We start from the raw sequence: 14,458 nt of genomic DNA, 5'->3' as shown, positions 1-14,458 counted from the left end.
AGGTCAACATATCTTGATCAAATCACGCCATGACTGCATTTTGGGCGAATCCGAAACATTCAGGACCCGCCATGTATACCCCCGCCATCACCGGTACCGGTGTCTTCACCCCGGAAAACGTCATCACCAACGCCGAGCTTGTTGAAGCGTTCAACGCCTATGCCGACAAGCAGAACGCGAAGAATGCCGAGGCCATCGCAGCCGGGCAGATGGAGGCGATGCAGCATTCCTCGGAAGAGTTCATCGTCAAGGCGTCGGGCATTCAGAACCGCTACGTGATGGACAAGTCCGGGGTGCTGAACCCCGACGTGATGCACCCGACGCTGCGCCAGCGCAACGATGACGAGCCCGGGATCATGACCGAGATGGCAGTGGATGCCTGCAAGAAGGCGCTGGCGCAGGCGGGGCGCACGGCGGCGGATGTCGATCTGGTGATCTGTGCGGCCTCGAACCACGAGCGCGCCTATCCGGCGATTGCAATCGAGATTCAGCAGGAACTGGGTATCGACGGGTTCGGCTTTGACATGAATGTCGCCTGTTCTTCGGCCACGTTCGGCATTCAGGCGGCGGCGGATATGGTGCGGTCCGGTTCGGTGCGCGCGGCGTTGGTGGTGAACCCTGAAATCTGCTCGGGCCATCTGGAATGGCGCGACCGGGATTGTCACTTTATCTTTGGCGATGTGGCAACGGCAACGCTGATCGAGCGGATCGAAGACGCAAAAGGCCCGCATTTCGAAATCCTGTCGACCCGCTGTGCCACCGCCTTTTCCAACAATATCCGCAACAATAACGGTTTCCTGCGCCGGTCGCGCCCCGATGGTGTGATTGACCGCCGCGACATGCAGTTCATGCAGAACGGCCGGAAGGTGTTCAAGGAAGTGTTGCCGATGGTCAGCAAGCATATCAGCGACCATATGGAGGCCGAAGGGGTCAGCAATACCGACCTCAAACGCCTGTGGCTGCATCAGGCCAACAAGACGATGAACGACTTCATCGGCAAGAAGGTTCTGGGCCGCGAACCCGAAGCGGGCGAGCAACCCAATATCCTTCAGGATTATGCGAACACCTCATCCGCAGGGTCGATCATTGCGTTTTCGAAATACTCTGACGATCTGCAAGAGGGCGATCTGGGCCTGATCTGTTCTTTTGGGGCCGGGTATTCGGTTGGATCGGTGATCGTGAAGCGTCACGCCTGATCTGCATTCCGCAAAGCGCTGACGGCCTAGAGATCGGCCGCCAGCTGAAAAACCTGGAACGCGGCCCCTTCCCCACGATCAATCCGGCTGAGATAGGCGGGGGTTTCACCTTTTGCCAGTTGGGATTGCAGCCCGCGCCCCTGAGACGCCCAGTCCCAGAATTCGGCACGGGGCGCAGCGGTGCACAGCAGCACATAGCTTACACCCAGTGCAGCAAGACGCGGACCGGCCTGGGACGCATCCACACGCAAAACCGCGATCTGCGCCTGAATTCCGGCCCGGTTGCGGTGATAATTCCCAGCCAGAACCGAATGATCAGTATAGCGCAGCACCTCTGCCGCATAATCGAAATCGACCAGAACCATTCCGGCTGGCAGGTCTTGCAGGGTCGCGTAGGCCTCGGGCGCTTTGCAGGGGGCGCCGACGTTTTGCGAATCCCGCGCAACCTCGGCGACGGGTGCCGCAAGGGATGGGCGCGCAAACCGTCCCAGCTGTTTTTCCACGCTGCTACCGATCTTTGGCGAGACGCAGACGATAAAGCCTATCATAGCCAAGCCGGAGAGCGTGCGGCCATGGGTTCTGTAACTGACGTAAAGGGCCCGCAGCATCTGAGCCTGAACAGCCACGAGGGACACGCCCAGAAACGTCATCATCCGGGACTGGTACAGAAACATGGAAAACCCGGTCACAATCAGCGCCAGAAACAGGAGGTAATCCATTTTGTCTTGTGACTGGCGGGCAAAGATCAAGGCCGCCACCGCCGTGATGACAGACATGGCGATCAGGGCCGCGGCCTCGCCCAGATGCCGTTCCAGAACGACGGTGATATTCTGTGCTTCAGCGACCTGGCTGAGCCAGAAGTCGCGCATGTCCTGAGGCAGATCCGCAATCGGGTTTTCAAGGCAGTGGGGTGCAAATGCGTAAGCACAGCCAAGTGTTACAGCGCCGACCACAAGACACGCGCCGATACGCCCCCAATAGGACCAGCCCGACCCGACCCAGGCTGCTGCACACAGGCACAGGGCCGCGATCCCGGCCGGCAGGGCCACACTGATCGTCAGGGCATCGCAGCTTGGAAACAGAAAGCCCTGACGTCCCGTTGTTGCAACGCTGGCCAGCAACAGGGTCAGCGCCAGCCCGGCTCCAAACACCATGGTGTTGCGGCGGGCGGCTGTGCCGGTCACGATCCAGTCAATCGCAAGGAACACCGCGATAACCGCGATCTGCACGATCGATTCGGTGCCGACGGACACCGAAAGGGCGAGGCAGGCACCCAGCCACCCCGCAGCAGAGGGTTTGGCCTTGCGCAGGACAAAGAACATGAGGGCCGCTGCAAACAGCAGAATCTGAACATTGTGGTGGTCAAAAGAGAAATAGTCGAACTTCCGATAATGTTCGAGCGTCAGCACGCCGACCACCAGTGCCGAAACCGCGCCATTGCGCCCGCCCAAAGCTCCACCGGTGACAGCAAAGGCCCACAGGGTCAGCCCCGCCAGCAGCACCGGCCAGACAAACGCAGTCACTTGCAAGGCGCTGTCGGGTGGCACGACCATCGCGGACAGTGTGTAGAGCCCGGCAATCGGCGCATCGACAAGCCGGGACCAGTGCATCAGCGTGCCGTCACCCGGCCCCAGCCGATGCTGATAGGCGTCAAACCAGCCCTGCCCCGCCAGCAGGTCCTGCACCATGACCCAGCGCATCGCGTCATCGGGGCCTTCCTGATAAGCACCAAACAGCACCGTGGCCAGAAAAAGCGTATAGACAAACAGGAACGACCGCCAAACCATATGGTCTGCGAGAACGCTGTAATTTCCCTGCATTTTCTGCATGGTTTACTGCCCTTGACGATCTTGCCTGCGCCGCAGCTTATCGGAAAGACGTGACTGAATTGAGGCACAGGGTCCGGTTGGTGATCATTCCACAAAGCGCACGACATCTGCTGCAATCCGGGCAGGCGGAATTTGGCCGGTTACGGACCGCAGTCAAGCCTAGCTGACGCTTTCTTCTTCCAGGTGCAGTTTCATTTCAATCAGGACCTGCTGAAGCAAACTGGTTTCTTTCAGCAGCCTTTTGGCTTCGTTCACCGTGATGATGCCATCTTCGATTGCGGATTGATATTCAGTCATCAGCATTGCAAACCGCTGGCTGAGCGCGATGACATCCGAATTCACCCCGCCTGTGCGAGGATCCTCGGTGTTGCGTTCGCTGTAGGACAAGGTGATGTTTTTCAGATCCGCCAGCGCGGATGTCACATGCGGATAAGTTGCTGCGTTTTCAAGCCGAGCCACCGCATCCACGGGCATGAACCTGTCCGCGTGTTCGGCATTGTCCGAATAATACCGGCCCAGGGTCGCCTTGGATTTTCCGGTGATTTCACAAGCAGCTTCTATTCCGACATCTTTGACCAGCGCTTCTGTGTGTTTCTTCAGATAGGCCCCGATATCTGCCATTGATTTACCTTTATTACCTGCAAACGCCCGCCCGGTGTCCAAACCGGGGAAAGCGTCGGGAAATTTCCCATACCTGAGTCATAATTGAAATGTCATACATTGACTATCCCTCAGATAAGCGGGGGATTTTGTGAGTGAGTGGCGGCAGTTCAAGCCGGTAAAGAGTGATTGCAGGGCGGTATTGTTGGGCCTTGCTTTGTTTTGGCCACATGTTGGCCGACGGCGTCGCTGTTGCAGACGCGGGGGTTCCATCCCCTACGAGCCCAGCTCGGCCTCTGCACACGCAACGGCGACGTCGCTTCTTACGACCGATTGCTCTCTTGTTCCTTTTCGTCGGGCGTTTTAGACCCACGCCATGGCAAAGCTGTATTTCAACTATTCCACCATGAACGCGGGCAAGTCGACCGTGTTGCTACAGGCGTCGCACAACTATCGCGAGCGCGGGATGCAGACCTATCTGATGACCGCCGCCCTTGACGGGCGGGCGGGTGCGGGGCGGATTGCATCGCGCATCGGCATATCGGAGCAGGCTGACACGTTCACACCCGAAGATGATGTCTTCGCCATGATCCGATCCCGGCTGGACAATGGTTCCGTGGCCTGCGTTTTCATTGATGAGGCACAATTCCTGTCCGAGGCGCAGGTCTGGCAACTGGCCCGTGCGGTGGACGATCTGGATGTGCCGGTGCTGGCTTATGGGCTGCGGGTGGATTTTCAGGGCAAACTGTTCCCCGGTTCCGCCGCCCTGCTGGCCCTTGCCGACGAAATGCGCGAGGTGCGCACGATCTGTGAATGCGGTCGCAAGGCCACGATGGTGATTCGGCGGGATGAAACCGGCAAGGCCATCACCGAAGGGGCGCAGGTGCAGATTGGCGGGAACGAGACCTATGTCTCGCTCTGCCGTAAACATTGGCGTGAGGCGGTGGGCGACTAGACCGGGTTGGGCAGCGCCCTGCCCGCGACAAAGGCCGCCACGTTATCCAGCGCCATGTGACCCATGCTGCTGCGCACCTCTTCGGTGGCTGTACCCAGATGGGGCAGCAGGGTGACGTTTTCCATATCGCACAGAGCTTGCGGCACTTTGGGTTCAAATTCGTAGACGTCCAGCCCCGCCCCCGCGATCTGACCGGTTTGCAGAGCCGTTATCAGCGCGGCCTCGTCCACCACCTCGCCACGGGCGATGTTGACCAGAATAGCCGAGGGGTTCATCGCCTCAAGAACCTGCGCATTGATCAGGTGGCGGGTTTCCGCACCACCGGGAACGGCAAGCACAAGAAAATCGACCGAGGCGGCGAGTGTTTCAAGGTCAGGTGTGAATTCCGCCGGGAAATCCAGATCTTTTGCATTGCGGGACTGATAGGCCACCTGCATTGCAAACCCGAAATGACAGCGGCGCGCGATGGCCTGCCCGATGCGGCCCATACCGACGATGCCCACGCGCTTGCCGGTCACATGATGGCCCAGCATCTGCGTCGGGTGCCAGCCCTGCCACTGACCCGACCGCACCAGCCGCTCACCCTCACCTGCGCGCCGGGCTGTGGTCAGCAGCAGGGTCATGGCGATATCAGCCGTGGCATCGGTCACCGCACCGGGGGTGTTGGTCACGTCAACCCCGGCCGCACGTGCGGCATCCACGTCGATATGGTTGAAGCCAACACCGAAATTGGCCAGCAGCTTGCATCGTGGCTGACCTGCATCCGCAAAGACCTGAGCCGAGAACTGATCGCCCAGTGTCGGCACGACCACGTCATAGTCGGCCAGAGCGGCCAGCATCTCCTGCCGTGACATGGGCAGGGTGTTTTCCCGGATGGTCACATCGAAATCGGCGCGGGCGCGCGATTCGACTGCCGGAGTCATCGGGCGCGTGATCAGCAGTTTCATCAGTGCATCCGCCCGCCGGTTGGAACCTTGCCGTCGGGGCCGATCAAAACGATCTCGCCGCTGTCATCGGGCAAACCCAGCACCAGAACCTCGGACATGAACTTGCCGATCTGGCGCGGAGGGAAGTTGACGACAGCCATGACCTGTTTGCCGACCAGAGTGGCCGGATCGTAATGCGCGGTGATCTGGGCCGAGGTCTTGCGCTCACCGATCTCGTCGCCAAAGTCGATCCACATCTTGATCGCGGGTTTGCGGGCCTCGGGATAGGCTTCGGCGCGGATCACCTCGCCCACGCGAATATCGACCTTGAGGAAGTCATCGAACGAAATTTCACTCACGCGAGAGCTCCTTGGATCGGTCGGTTGCAGCCTTGACGGCACGATGCAGCAGGTCGGGAAAGCCGGTTTCCTGATGCATCAGCACCTCAAGCGCGGCTTGTGTGGTGCCGTTCGGAGAAGTCACGTTGATGCGCAGCTGTGCCGGGTCTTCGTCGGACGCCATGGCCAGCGCCCCGGCACCGGCCACTGTGGACTTGGCCAGTTTCATCGCAAGCTCGGCAGGCAGGCCATGCGCCTCGCCCGCAGCGGCCAGAGTTTCGATCAGATGGAACACATAGGCCGGGCCGGACCCGCTGAGCCCGGTGACGGCGTCCATCTGTGCCTCATCCTCAAGGCGTACGGTCTGACCCACTGCTGCCAACAGGTTTTCGGCCTGTTCCATATCGGCCTCGGAGGCGTGTGCGTTGCCGATCAGTGCCGTGATGCCCTGACGGATGGCGGCGGGCGTGTTGGGCATGGCGCGAATGATCGGGGTGTCACCGCCCAGAACAGATTCGAAGGTGGCAATCGAGGTGCCAGCCGCAACCGAAATGAACAGGCTGGACCCACCGCCCAGTGCCTGAAGGGCAGGCAGGGCTTCGCCCATCATCTGCGGTTTGACCGCAACCAGCACCACGGCGGGGGATTCGGGCAACGGTGCGTTGATATTGACGCCCTGCGCCTTCAGCCAATCTGACGGGTAGGGATCGATGACCCAAACGGAAGCTGGCGGAAGGCCGTGTTCCAGCCATCCCGCCAGCATTGCGGACCCCATCTTTCCGCACCCCAGAAGCACAAGCCCCTGTTCGGCCACTCGCGTCATGTCCATTTGCCCCTCCCGCATTACATATCGGTTCGGAGCAAAGGTTTACGCGCGGCCGTAGGCCTCTGCAATGGCCACTTGCATGGCTTCTTCTGGCCCTCTGTTGCCCCAGGTCACCAATTGGATCGCGGGGTAGTACCGCTCGGCGCTCATGACGGCGGCATTGATCATCGTGTCGATCTGGTCAGCGCTGGCCGTTTGCCCGCCTGCAAGGACCAGACCATAGCGATAGACCATCAGCTTCTGGTTTGCCCAATAGGTAAACGCGCCTGCCCAGCACTGGTCGTTCATCTTGTTGAGCAGCTCATAGAGCTGCATTTCACGCTCGGCCGGTGGTTCCATTTCGAAGCTGCACACCATGCGCAGCGTTTCGTCATAGTTGGACCAGGCCAGTGTGATCGAGTAGGTGCGCCACTGCCCTTCAACGGCCATGGCAATCTGATCGTCCCCAATGCGATCAAAATCCCAGTCGTGATGTTCGGCCAGATGCTCAACAATGTCGATCGGATGAATGTCTTCTTCGAGATACTGCTCGGAAAGGGCCATAATGCCACCTCACTAATCTCTAGCATTTCGGGGCTGGCAGCGCCCCAGCGCTAGTTGCCTGCTCTACAAACCGGGCTTCCCCCATAGGCTTGTACTAAATATGGTGCGATGTGGCGTAAGTTCTGGCAACCCTAATTATTGGGGATAACAGCAATAAGTTGTGGACAGAAGGCAACGGCGCTCAAAATATTGGCGTCAGAGTCAGCTTTATCTTGAATAAATTATGCGACGCGTCAGAATACACAGCACCGCACAATCCGGGCTGGATTGCGCGGCGGCTTGCTTTGTCCGAAAATTGTGAAAACAGGGAACGCCGGGGCGTTATTTGTCCAGTTTTGCCTCGAGCGCGGCGATGCGGGCTTCGAGTGCAGCGTTTTCTTCGCGCGCCTTCTGGGCCATGGCGCGCACGGCGTCAAATTCTTCACGGGTAACGAAATCGCGATCGGCCAGCCAGCGGTCGATCATCGACTTCATCGCGTTTTCAGCCTCTTCCCGCGCGCCCTGCGCCACGCCCATGGCGTTGGTCATCAGTTGGGACACGTCATCCAGGATCTTGTTGCGGGTCTGCATATCTGTTCTCCGATCTCGCGGTTTACATGTATATGGGCAAAGAATGGCGCGGGCTCAAGGTTGACTTGACCTGCAAACCCCGGGCAATGAGACGCACATGCAGGCTGTTCTGAATTTTCCCGATCTGTCGCCCGAACTGTTCTCGATCCCGCTGTTCGGGATGGAGTTCGCGTTAAGGTGGTATGCACTGGCCTATATCGCGGGAATCCTGATCGCGTGGCGGCTGGCCGTTGTGGCGTTGCGCCGCCCAACGCTCTGGCCTGCGGATGGCCCGCCGATGAAGCCCGAGCAACTGGAGGATCTGGTCACCTGGATCATTCTGGGCGTAATTCTGGGCGGACGGCTGGGCTTTGTACTGTTCTATCAGCCGGCTTATTACCTGTCGCACCCGCTGGAGATCGTGAAGGTCTGGCAAGGCGGCATGGCCTTTCATGGCGGTCTGCTGGGCGTGATCCTTGCGTCGTACCTTTTTGCACGACGGCACCGGATCCCTGCCCTGTCGCTGGGGGATCTGGTTGCCTACACCGTTCCGCCCGGATTGCTGCTGGGGCGGCTGGCCAATTTCGTCAATGCCGAGCTGTGGGGCCGCCCGAGTGAGCTGCCCTGGGCCGTCATCTTTCCCGGATTTGCTGCGCAGGATTGCCCCGGCGTGGTCGCAGGTATGTGCGCCCGGCACCCGTCGCAGCTGTATGAGGCCGCGCTGGAGGGTGTTTTGCTGGGGGCGGTATTGCTGTGGCTGGTCTATCGGCGCGGCGGTTTTCGCACACCGGGCCTTGTCATGGGAACGTTCCTGGCGGGCTACGGCGCGTCGCGCTTTATCGTCGAGTTCTTTCGCCAGCCGGATGCGCAGTTCGTATCGCCCGGCAATCCACTGGGGCTGGCCTGGCATGTGGGCGGGTACGGGCTGACCATGGGGCAGTTCCTGTCGCTGCCGATGATCGCGCTTGGTCTGTGGTTTGCCCTGCGGGCGCGGCGGCGGGCGGCATGAGCCTGACCGATCATCTGATCGCCCGCATCCGGCAGGATGGACCGCTGAGCGTGACGGATTTTATGGGCGAATGCCTGCTGCATCCGACGCTGGGCTATTACACGACCCGTGATCCGCTGGGAGCAGCGGGGGATTTCACCACAGCGCCGGAAATCAGCCAGATGTTCGGGGAGCTGGTCGGGCTGTCTCTGGCGCAGAGCTGGATGGATCAGGGACGGCCTGCACCGTTTACCCTGTGCGAGCTGGGGCCGGGGCGCGGTACATTGATGGCCGATATTCTGCGCGCCACACGGGCTGTACCCGGATTTCACGAGGCAGCGCAGGTTGTACTGGTTGAAGCATCGCCTGTATTGAAACAGGTGCAGGCGGCAACGCTGAAGGATTACGAGGCGGTCTGGATCGACACGATCGCCTACCTGCCCGACCAGCCGCTGTTGCTGGTTGCTAACGAGTTCTTTGATGCCCTGCCCATACGCCAGTTTCAGCGTGACGGTACGGGCTGGCGCGAGCGTCTGGTGGGTGAACGTGACGGCGGGTTGACGTTCGGACTGGGCGCAATCGGGCCGCAGGTGGCGTTGAATGACAGGCTGTCGGACACCAAGGACGGTGATCTGGTCGAGCTGTGTGCTGCTGCGATTCCCATTCTGACCGTGATCGCGGGGCGGATCGCCAGCCATGGCGGCGCGGCGCTGATTGTGGATTATGGTGACTGGCATTCGCTGGGCGATACCTTGCAGGCTCTGCAAAACCACGAACATACCGATCCTCTGGCATCGCCCGGTCAGGCCGATTTGACCGCGCATGTGGATTTTGAGCCTTTGGCTATTGCGACCCGTGCCTGTGGTTGCAGGCATTCCCGCCTGACACCGCAGGGCGTCTTCTTTGAACGGCTGGGGATCACCGCCCGCGCGCAAGCCCTGTCCAAGGCGCTGAGCGGTTCCGACCTGGATGCGCTGATTGCCGCGCATCGGCGGTTGACGCATCCTGATGAAATGGGAAATCTGTTCAAGGTGATGGGCCTTTTCCCGGCCTATGCAGCCCCACCACCAGGATTGGAACCATGACGCTGGAAATTCTGACCTCGGACCTGCTGTCGCCATTTCGCCATGGGTTCTTTACCCGTCGCGGCGGCGCGTCTTCAGGAATTTTCAGCGGCTTGAATTGTGGTCAGGGGTCCTCGGATCAAACCGAGATTGTCGCGCTGAACCGGCGACGGGTGGCAGACGCGATGGAGGTTGAACCCGAGGCAATGGTCGCGGTGCATCAGGTTCATTCGCCAACGGTTCTGACAGTCAAAGCCCCGGTTGAAGGTGAAAAGCCCAAAGCGGATGCCATTGTCACAGCAACACCCGGTCTGGCCCTGACGATCCTGACGGCCGATTGCCAGCCGGTTCTGTTCGCCGATCCCGACGCGCATGTGATCGGTGCCGCCCATGCCGGGTGGCGCGGCGCGCTGGACGGTGTTCTGGAGGCAACGCTGGACGCGATGGAGGCGCTGGGGGCCGACCGCAGCAATATCTGCGCCGTGATCGGACCCAGTATTTCCCAGCGCGCTTACGAAGTGGGGCCAGAGTTTCTGGACGCGTTCCTGGCGGATTCGCCGGACAACAGCCGCTTTTTTGCCAATGGTGAAAGTGACCGCCTGCAATTTGATCTGCCCGCCTTCGGGCTGCACCGGCTGCGGCAGGCGGGAATCGGACAGGCCGAGTGGACCCGGCACTGCACATATTCCGACCCCGACAGGTTCTATTCCTATCGCCGATCAACGCACGCGAACGAGGTCGATTACGGGCGGCTGATCTCCGTCATAAGATTGTGATCTTCGTCCAGATTTAGGTACCCTGCCACTTTTCCGCCACATTTGTTGTGTTGATTGGGCATCAGAATCGTAACGAGTTTTTGCCAGTAATCAGATCGGTATCTGACGTTCGAAAATCGGGCGCTGGCGTGTTGAGTGGGAGGTCCGTCTGACTTCATTTTTCTGTCCGCAAATCATCCCGGATAAGCCTTATCCCTGCCGCAAACGCGCGTCACAAAAGGTTTACAGAGGATGTGGGGAAATACGCCCCGCTCGGAGCAGGACCAAAAAATGAAAACCAAATCACGCTTTCTGAAAGCCATGGTCGAGGCCACTCGGGACCAGAACCTGGAAATGCCGTGGAAGCGGGTAACAAGCAATTCTGTCAGGGTCGCCAGTCGCATCGCGGCACGACGCTGAGACAGAAAAACCCAGAGACCAAGCTGCCGGTCTTATCTGGGTCAACGCGTATCAGGTTTGCTCCGGCCTGATGTATCGCGCGTCACGAACGAGGGGTTCGTGACTTTTACGGAGTTGTGTGTGCGGGCAATTTCGCCCGTGTAGTACGAGTTTGTCTGGGGGGTCAATGTGTTGACCATTGGAAAGCGAGATTTAGTCGCGTTGCGGGACCGTTCCGGTCATCGCCCGGGGGTCACCCATTTGTTTCAAGACAAAGAACCAGTTCGCCGGGCGCGTCTGTACGGGGGTACGCCGCGCCTGACCGAACATTTTGAGGGGACGGAATATTAATGACTATTCCAAATTCACTGGCCCGCGCGGCCAGAAATGCAATCGAAACTTCGGCCATGCTGCGAGAAATACCGCGGCCAGTTTCAAAGCCAAAGGCCCAGCTGCGCCGCTATGAAGTCAGCAGCCTGCTAAAGAATGGAGATGTGGTTCAGACCCGCCATATCGCGCCCGCCTTGCCGATGTTTGAAGACGCGTTTTGTGCCTTCACACGTGGATCTTTGGTGGAAACAGAACATGGACCGATGGCAATCGAGGATTTGATGCCTGGGGATACGGTCCTGACGCAGAATGGCGCATCGGAAACCGTGTTGTGGAAGGGATCTGTCACGTTGATCCCCGGACGCGCGGATTCACGTGGCCGGACGCGACCGTTGACGCGGATCATGGCGGATACGTTCGGGATGCAAAAGCCAATGTCGGGTGTCATTGCCGGCCCGGCGGCGCGAATCGTGGGAACACCTGCACATTTGCGGCACCTGCATGGGGGACAGCCGATTCTTACACCCGTGTCCGAATTTCAGGACGGGATGGGTGTCATTGAAACAATGCCGCCTACCCCCGTTGAACTGTTTCACATTTGTTTAAAACGCCATTCCGTTATTCGCGTAGATGGATTACAGTTCGAAACATATCATCCAGGTGTGAATGCGGTTCGCATGATCAGCCACTCGCTTCGGTCGATCTATCTGAACCTGTTCGCGCATATCGAGTCGCTGAACGATTTTGGCCCGCTGCTGATGCCGCGCGCCGGAGATGGTGAGATCGACGCGATGACGGCCTGAGCATGATTGTGATTACTGCATTATGGGGGGCATCATGCAGCTGGTAATAAGTTGGGTTCTATCCCTTGCGGTGGCAGCACTGTTGCCACCAATCACCGCGCAACCAAAACGTGTTGGGGTCACGCCATCCGGTTCATACGTTCTTCCAGAACGTCGAACGGTACGCCTGGCTCGTCTTTTGCGCCGCGAATAACGAGCGATGTCTTGACGCTGGCCACGTTTGGCGTGGTCAGCAACTCGCCCGTCAGAAACTGCTGAAAGCTGCTCAGGTCAGGTGCGACGCATTTCAGAATGAAATCCACTTCGCCGTTCAGCATGTGGCATTCGCGGACCAATGGCCAATCGCGGCAGCGGCCTTCGAACGCGCGCAGTTCGACTTCGGCCTGGCTGTTCAGACCTACCATGGCAAATACCTGAACCTCGAACCCCAACTCGCGTGAGTTGACCTCGGCGTGGTAGCCGGTGATGAAGCCGGATTCTTCGAGTGTGCGCACCCGGCGCAGACAGGGCGGGGCCGAGATTCCGACCCGTTTTGCCAGCTCGACATTGGTCATACGACCGTCCGCCTGCAGTTCCGCCAGAATCTTGCGATCAATATCATCCAGCCGAGTCGTGACCATCAAATGCTCCTGATTTTTTCGGTTCTTATATCAGCACCCCACACGCGCGCAATAATGTTTCGCAGATGCGCAATTTTCTTTGTTTCCTTTTCGCCTTCTTCCCGTAAACACAAGGCACCCCGGCCCGAGGGGGCCTGAACAGTAAGGGGCTTTAAGCCGGGCCAGTCGGTCGCTATATCGGGGCGACGGGCCGCGGGCCCAATTCAGGCAATTCGAGCGGGGGCACCATGGCCGACACAAGACACACCAAGGTTCTGATCATCGGGTCAGGGCCCGCAGGGTACACCGCAGGCGTATATGCAAGCCGCGCCATGCTGGAACCCATTCTGGTACAGGGCATCGAACCCGGTGGTCAGCTGACAACGACGACCGAGGTCGAAAACTGGCCCGGCGACACCGAGGTGCAGGGCCCGGACCTGATGGTGCGGATGCAGGACCATGCGAAGGCCATGGGATGTGAGGTGATTGGCGATATCATTAGCGATCTGGACCTCAGCAAGCGCCCCTTCACCGCCAAGGGCGACAGCGGCACCACCTATACCGCTGATGCGGTCATTCTGGCCACAGGCGCGCGTGCAAAATGGCTGGGTCTGCCCTCGGAAGAGAAGTTCAAGGGCTTTGGCGTCTCGGCCTGCGCCACCTGTGACGGGTTCTTCTATCGCGGGCAGGAAATCGTGGTGATCGGTGGCGGCAACACAGCCGTGGAAGAAGCCCTGTTCCTGACCAATTTCGCCAGCAAGGTGACCCTGATCCACCGCCGCGATGAGTTGCGGGCGGAAAAGATCCTTCAGGATCGCCTGTTGAAGAATAAAAAGATCGAACCGCTGTGGTTCCACCAGCTGGAAGAAGTGATCGGCACCGATGCGCCTTTGGGCGTCGAAGGTGTTCGGGTCAAACATGTTAAAACCGGCGAGATCACCGAGATCCCGTGCAAAGGTGTCTTTGTCGCCATCGGCCACGCCCCTGCGAACGAGTTGGTCAAGGACACGCTGGAAACCCATATGGGTGGTTATGTCGTCACCAAACCGGGCAGCACCGAAACCTCGATCCCCGGCGTGTTCGCGGCAGGCGATCTGACCGACCATGTCTATCGTCAGGCGGTAACAAGCGCAGGAATGGGCTGTATGGCGGCACTGGATGCCGAACGGTTCCTGGCCGAACAGGACTGATGCATGCTTGAATTCTCTGGCCCAGTCTGGAGAATTCTGTTTGCGTCGCAGGCAGCGACCCCATTGCTGCCTGCCCGCGCGCCTGAGGGGCGCTTTCATCATTCCGGACAGTTCGCGCTTTATGCCTCGCTCAGCGCCGAGGGCGCTTCGGTCGCCATCCGGCGCTACGTCTCGGGGGATGATCCCGACCGCGTGATACAAAGGTTTCTGGTGGAAAACGCGCGGTTGGTGGACTACCGCGGGCAGACGGCTGTCTCGGTGATCTGGCAGGATAATCGTGCTATGGGGGTCCCTTCGCCGACATGGGCTTTTTCGGATAATGCGCGGGCACTGAGGGCGGACGGCTTGATCTACAGCTCGCGCACGCGCCCCGACCTCAGCCATCTGGTGCTGTTTTGTGCGGACAAGATATCAATTCACTCCCAACACCCTGCCACCCACTGGCAGGCTTAGATTTGCACCCGAAGCCTTGACCTGACCGCGAACGTCCCCGCAAAGTCCAACCACGGCGAACAGCGATACAGGTGGTATTCTTGAAGAGCGCATTGTGGCGTGGCGGTTGGGCAAC

17 protein-coding genes are annotated in these 14,458 nt (G+C 59.4%); 9 read left to right on the top strand and 8 right to left on the bottom strand.

Translation table 11 applies throughout. From position 1 onward, the window contains the following. Nucleotides 1–71: 71 nt before the first annotated feature. Nucleotides 72–1,196, top strand: coding sequence for a beta-ketoacyl-ACP synthase III (locus AC2FLZ_RS08605; RefSeq protein WP_480482230.1), 1,125 nt, complete (start codon nt 72–74; stop codon nt 1,194–1,196). A gap of 26 nt (nt 1,197–1,222) precedes the next feature. On the opposite strand, the gene AC2FLZ_RS08600 is transcribed toward AC2FLZ_RS08605, so the two are convergent. Further along, nucleotides 1,223–3,025 (bottom strand): hypothetical protein, encoded by a 1,803-nt coding sequence (locus AC2FLZ_RS08600; RefSeq protein ID WP_480831311.1) that lies wholly within the window; start codon nt 3,023–3,025, stop codon nt 1,223–1,225. Between the two features lie 159 nt (nt 3,026–3,184). Beyond that, the gene (locus AC2FLZ_RS08595) at nt 3,185–3,646 is read right to left on the bottom strand and encodes a hypothetical protein (RefSeq protein ID WP_480475505.1); all 462 of its coding nucleotides are present in this window, start codon (nt 3,644–3,646) and stop codon (nt 3,185–3,187) included. Between the two features lie 355 nt (nt 3,647–4,001). Between AC2FLZ_RS08595 and AC2FLZ_RS08590 the strand changes: the two genes are divergently transcribed. After that, entirely contained in the window at nt 4,002–4,580 is a 579-nt protein-coding gene (locus tag AC2FLZ_RS08590) for a thymidine kinase (RefSeq protein WP_480519134.1), read from the top strand. Here AC2FLZ_RS08590 and AC2FLZ_RS08585 read toward each other — a convergent pair. The 5 genes from AC2FLZ_RS08585 to AC2FLZ_RS08565 all read right to left on the bottom strand — a co-directional run bounded on the left by AC2FLZ_RS08585 (nt 4,577) and on the right by AC2FLZ_RS08565 (nt 7,783). Next, a complete protein-coding gene (locus AC2FLZ_RS08585) occupies nt 4,577–5,527 on the bottom strand; it encodes a 2-hydroxyacid dehydrogenase (RefSeq protein WP_496809345.1) in 951 nt (316 codons plus the stop codon). The two genes, AC2FLZ_RS08590 and AC2FLZ_RS08585, sit on opposite strands and share 4 nt — an antisense overlap. Further along, nucleotides 5,527–5,865: a tRNA-binding protein gene (locus tag AC2FLZ_RS08580; RefSeq protein WP_496882077.1), complete on the bottom strand. Its 339-nt coding sequence runs from the start codon at nt 5,863–5,865 to the stop codon at nt 5,527–5,529. The genes AC2FLZ_RS08585 and AC2FLZ_RS08580 overlap by 1 nt, the downstream gene beginning before the upstream one ends. Further along, a complete protein-coding gene (gene proC / locus AC2FLZ_RS08575; protein ID WP_480519138.1) occupies nt 5,858–6,673 on the bottom strand; it encodes a pyrroline-5-carboxylate reductase in 816 nt (271 codons plus the stop codon). Before proC ends, AC2FLZ_RS08580 begins: the two co-directional genes overlap by 8 nt. A 39-nt stretch (nt 6,674–6,712) precedes the next feature. After that, complete coding sequence (locus tag AC2FLZ_RS08570) at nt 6,713–7,213, bottom strand: type III secretion system chaperone family protein (RefSeq protein WP_209598027.1); 501 nt, start codon at nt 7,211–7,213, stop codon at nt 6,713–6,715. A 321-nt stretch (nt 7,214–7,534) separates the two neighbouring features. Continuing rightward, entirely contained in the window at nt 7,535–7,783 is a 249-nt protein-coding gene (locus AC2FLZ_RS08565; protein ID WP_050604795.1) for an accessory factor UbiK family protein, read from the bottom strand. Between the two features lie 97 nt (nt 7,784–7,880). Between AC2FLZ_RS08565 and lgt the strand changes: the two genes are divergently transcribed. The 5 genes from lgt (at nt 7,881) to AC2FLZ_RS08540 (ending at nt 12,101) form a co-directional block, all read left to right on the top strand. Next, on the top strand, nt 7,881–8,771 hold the full coding sequence (lgt, locus tag AC2FLZ_RS08560) for a prolipoprotein diacylglyceryl transferase (RefSeq protein ID WP_480475495.1): 891 nt from the start codon (nt 7,881–7,883) through the stop codon (nt 8,769–8,771). Further along, nucleotides 8,768–9,835 (top strand): class I SAM-dependent methyltransferase, encoded by a 1,068-nt coding sequence (locus AC2FLZ_RS08555; protein WP_496715295.1) that lies wholly within the window; start codon nt 8,768–8,770, stop codon nt 9,833–9,835. The genes lgt and AC2FLZ_RS08555 overlap by 4 nt, the downstream gene beginning before the upstream one ends. Continuing rightward, nucleotides 9,832–10,590, top strand: a complete 759-nt coding sequence (gene pgeF / locus AC2FLZ_RS08550) for a peptidoglycan editing factor PgeF (protein WP_480553930.1) — start codon at nt 9,832–9,834, stop codon at nt 10,588–10,590. Before AC2FLZ_RS08555 ends, pgeF begins: the two co-directional genes overlap by 4 nt. A 270-nt stretch (nt 10,591–10,860) precedes the next feature. After that, nucleotides 10,861–10,989: a hypothetical protein gene (locus tag AC2FLZ_RS08545; RefSeq protein ID WP_267362961.1), complete on the top strand. Its 129-nt coding sequence runs from the start codon at nt 10,861–10,863 to the stop codon at nt 10,987–10,989. A gap of 329 nt (nt 10,990–11,318) precedes the next feature. After that, complete coding sequence (locus AC2FLZ_RS08540) at nt 11,319–12,101, top strand: Hint domain-containing protein (protein WP_480475489.1); 783 nt, start codon at nt 11,319–11,321, stop codon at nt 12,099–12,101. Nucleotides 12,102–12,220: 119 nt separating this feature from the next. Here AC2FLZ_RS08540 and AC2FLZ_RS08535 read toward each other — a convergent pair whose 3' ends face one another. Next, the gene (locus AC2FLZ_RS08535; RefSeq protein ID WP_496882076.1) at nt 12,221–12,721 is read right to left on the bottom strand and encodes an Lrp/AsnC family transcriptional regulator; all 501 of its coding nucleotides are present in this window, start codon (nt 12,719–12,721) and stop codon (nt 12,221–12,223) included. A 227-nt stretch (nt 12,722–12,948) separates the two neighbouring features. Between AC2FLZ_RS08535 and trxB the strand changes: the two genes are divergently transcribed. Both trxB and AC2FLZ_RS08525 read left to right on the top strand, forming a co-directional pair. Continuing rightward, on the top strand, nt 12,949–13,890 hold the full coding sequence (trxB, locus tag AC2FLZ_RS08530; RefSeq protein ID WP_496882075.1) for a thioredoxin-disulfide reductase: 942 nt from the start codon (nt 12,949–12,951) through the stop codon (nt 13,888–13,890). A 3-nt stretch (nt 13,891–13,893) separates the two neighbouring features. Continuing rightward, nucleotides 13,894–14,343 carry an RES family NAD+ phosphorylase gene (locus AC2FLZ_RS08525; RefSeq protein ID WP_496716163.1) on the top strand — a complete coding sequence of 150 codons (450 nt, stop codon included), beginning with the start codon at nt 13,894–13,896 and terminating at the stop codon, nt 14,341–14,343. Nucleotides 14,344–14,458: the final 115 nt, after the last annotated feature.

It is taken from the genome of Ruegeria sp. YKSF131 (assembly GCF_059612645.1).
The sequence above is the reverse complement of the archived record's forward strand: the minus strand, read 5'-3'. Positions and strand labels throughout refer to the sequence as shown.

What these genes read in the sequence shown, in the direction of transcription:
- AC2FLZ_RS08605 (WP_480482230.1), top strand. Translation starts at nt 72, where the DNA reads ATGTATACCCCCGCCATCACCGGTACCGGTGTCTTCACCCCGGAAAAC.
- AC2FLZ_RS08600 (WP_480831311.1), bottom strand. Translation starts at nt 3,025, where the DNA reads ATGCAGAAAATGCAGGGAAATTACAGCGTTCTCGCAGACCATATGGTT.
- AC2FLZ_RS08595 (WP_480475505.1), bottom strand. Translation starts at nt 3,646, where the DNA reads ATGGCAGATATCGGGGCCTATCTGAAGAAACACACAGAAGCGCTGGTC.
- AC2FLZ_RS08590 (WP_480519134.1), top strand. Translation starts at nt 4,002, where the DNA reads ATGGCAAAGCTGTATTTCAACTATTCCACCATGAACGCGGGCAAGTCG.
- AC2FLZ_RS08585 (WP_496809345.1), bottom strand. Translation starts at nt 5,527, where the DNA reads ATGAAACTGCTGATCACGCGCCCGATGACTCCGGCAGTCGAATCGCGC.
- proC (WP_480519138.1), bottom strand. Translation starts at nt 6,673, where the DNA reads ATGGACATGACGCGAGTGGCCGAACAGGGGCTTGTGCTTCTGGGGTGC.
- AC2FLZ_RS08570 (WP_209598027.1), bottom strand. Translation starts at nt 7,213, where the DNA reads ATGGCCCTTTCCGAGCAGTATCTCGAAGAAGACATTCATCCGATCGAC.
- AC2FLZ_RS08565 (WP_050604795.1), bottom strand. Translation starts at nt 7,783, where the DNA reads ATGCAGACCCGCAACAAGATCCTGGATGACGTGTCCCAACTGATGACC.
- lgt (WP_480475495.1), top strand. Translation starts at nt 7,881, where the DNA reads ATGCAGGCTGTTCTGAATTTTCCCGATCTGTCGCCCGAACTGTTCTCG.
- AC2FLZ_RS08555 (WP_496715295.1), top strand. Translation starts at nt 8,768, where the DNA reads ATGAGCCTGACCGATCATCTGATCGCCCGCATCCGGCAGGATGGACCG.
- pgeF (WP_480553930.1), top strand. Translation starts at nt 9,832, where the DNA reads ATGACGCTGGAAATTCTGACCTCGGACCTGCTGTCGCCATTTCGCCAT.
- AC2FLZ_RS08545 (WP_267362961.1), top strand. Translation starts at nt 10,861, where the DNA reads ATGAAAACCAAATCACGCTTTCTGAAAGCCATGGTCGAGGCCACTCGG.
- AC2FLZ_RS08540 (WP_480475489.1), top strand. Translation starts at nt 11,319, where the DNA reads ATGACTATTCCAAATTCACTGGCCCGCGCGGCCAGAAATGCAATCGAA.
- AC2FLZ_RS08535 (WP_496882076.1), bottom strand. Translation starts at nt 12,721, where the DNA reads ATGGTCACGACTCGGCTGGATGATATTGATCGCAAGATTCTGGCGGAA.
- trxB (WP_496882075.1), top strand. Translation starts at nt 12,949, where the DNA reads ATGGCCGACACAAGACACACCAAGGTTCTGATCATCGGGTCAGGGCCC.
- AC2FLZ_RS08525 (WP_496716163.1), top strand. Translation starts at nt 13,894, where the DNA reads ATGCTTGAATTCTCTGGCCCAGTCTGGAGAATTCTGTTTGCGTCGCAG.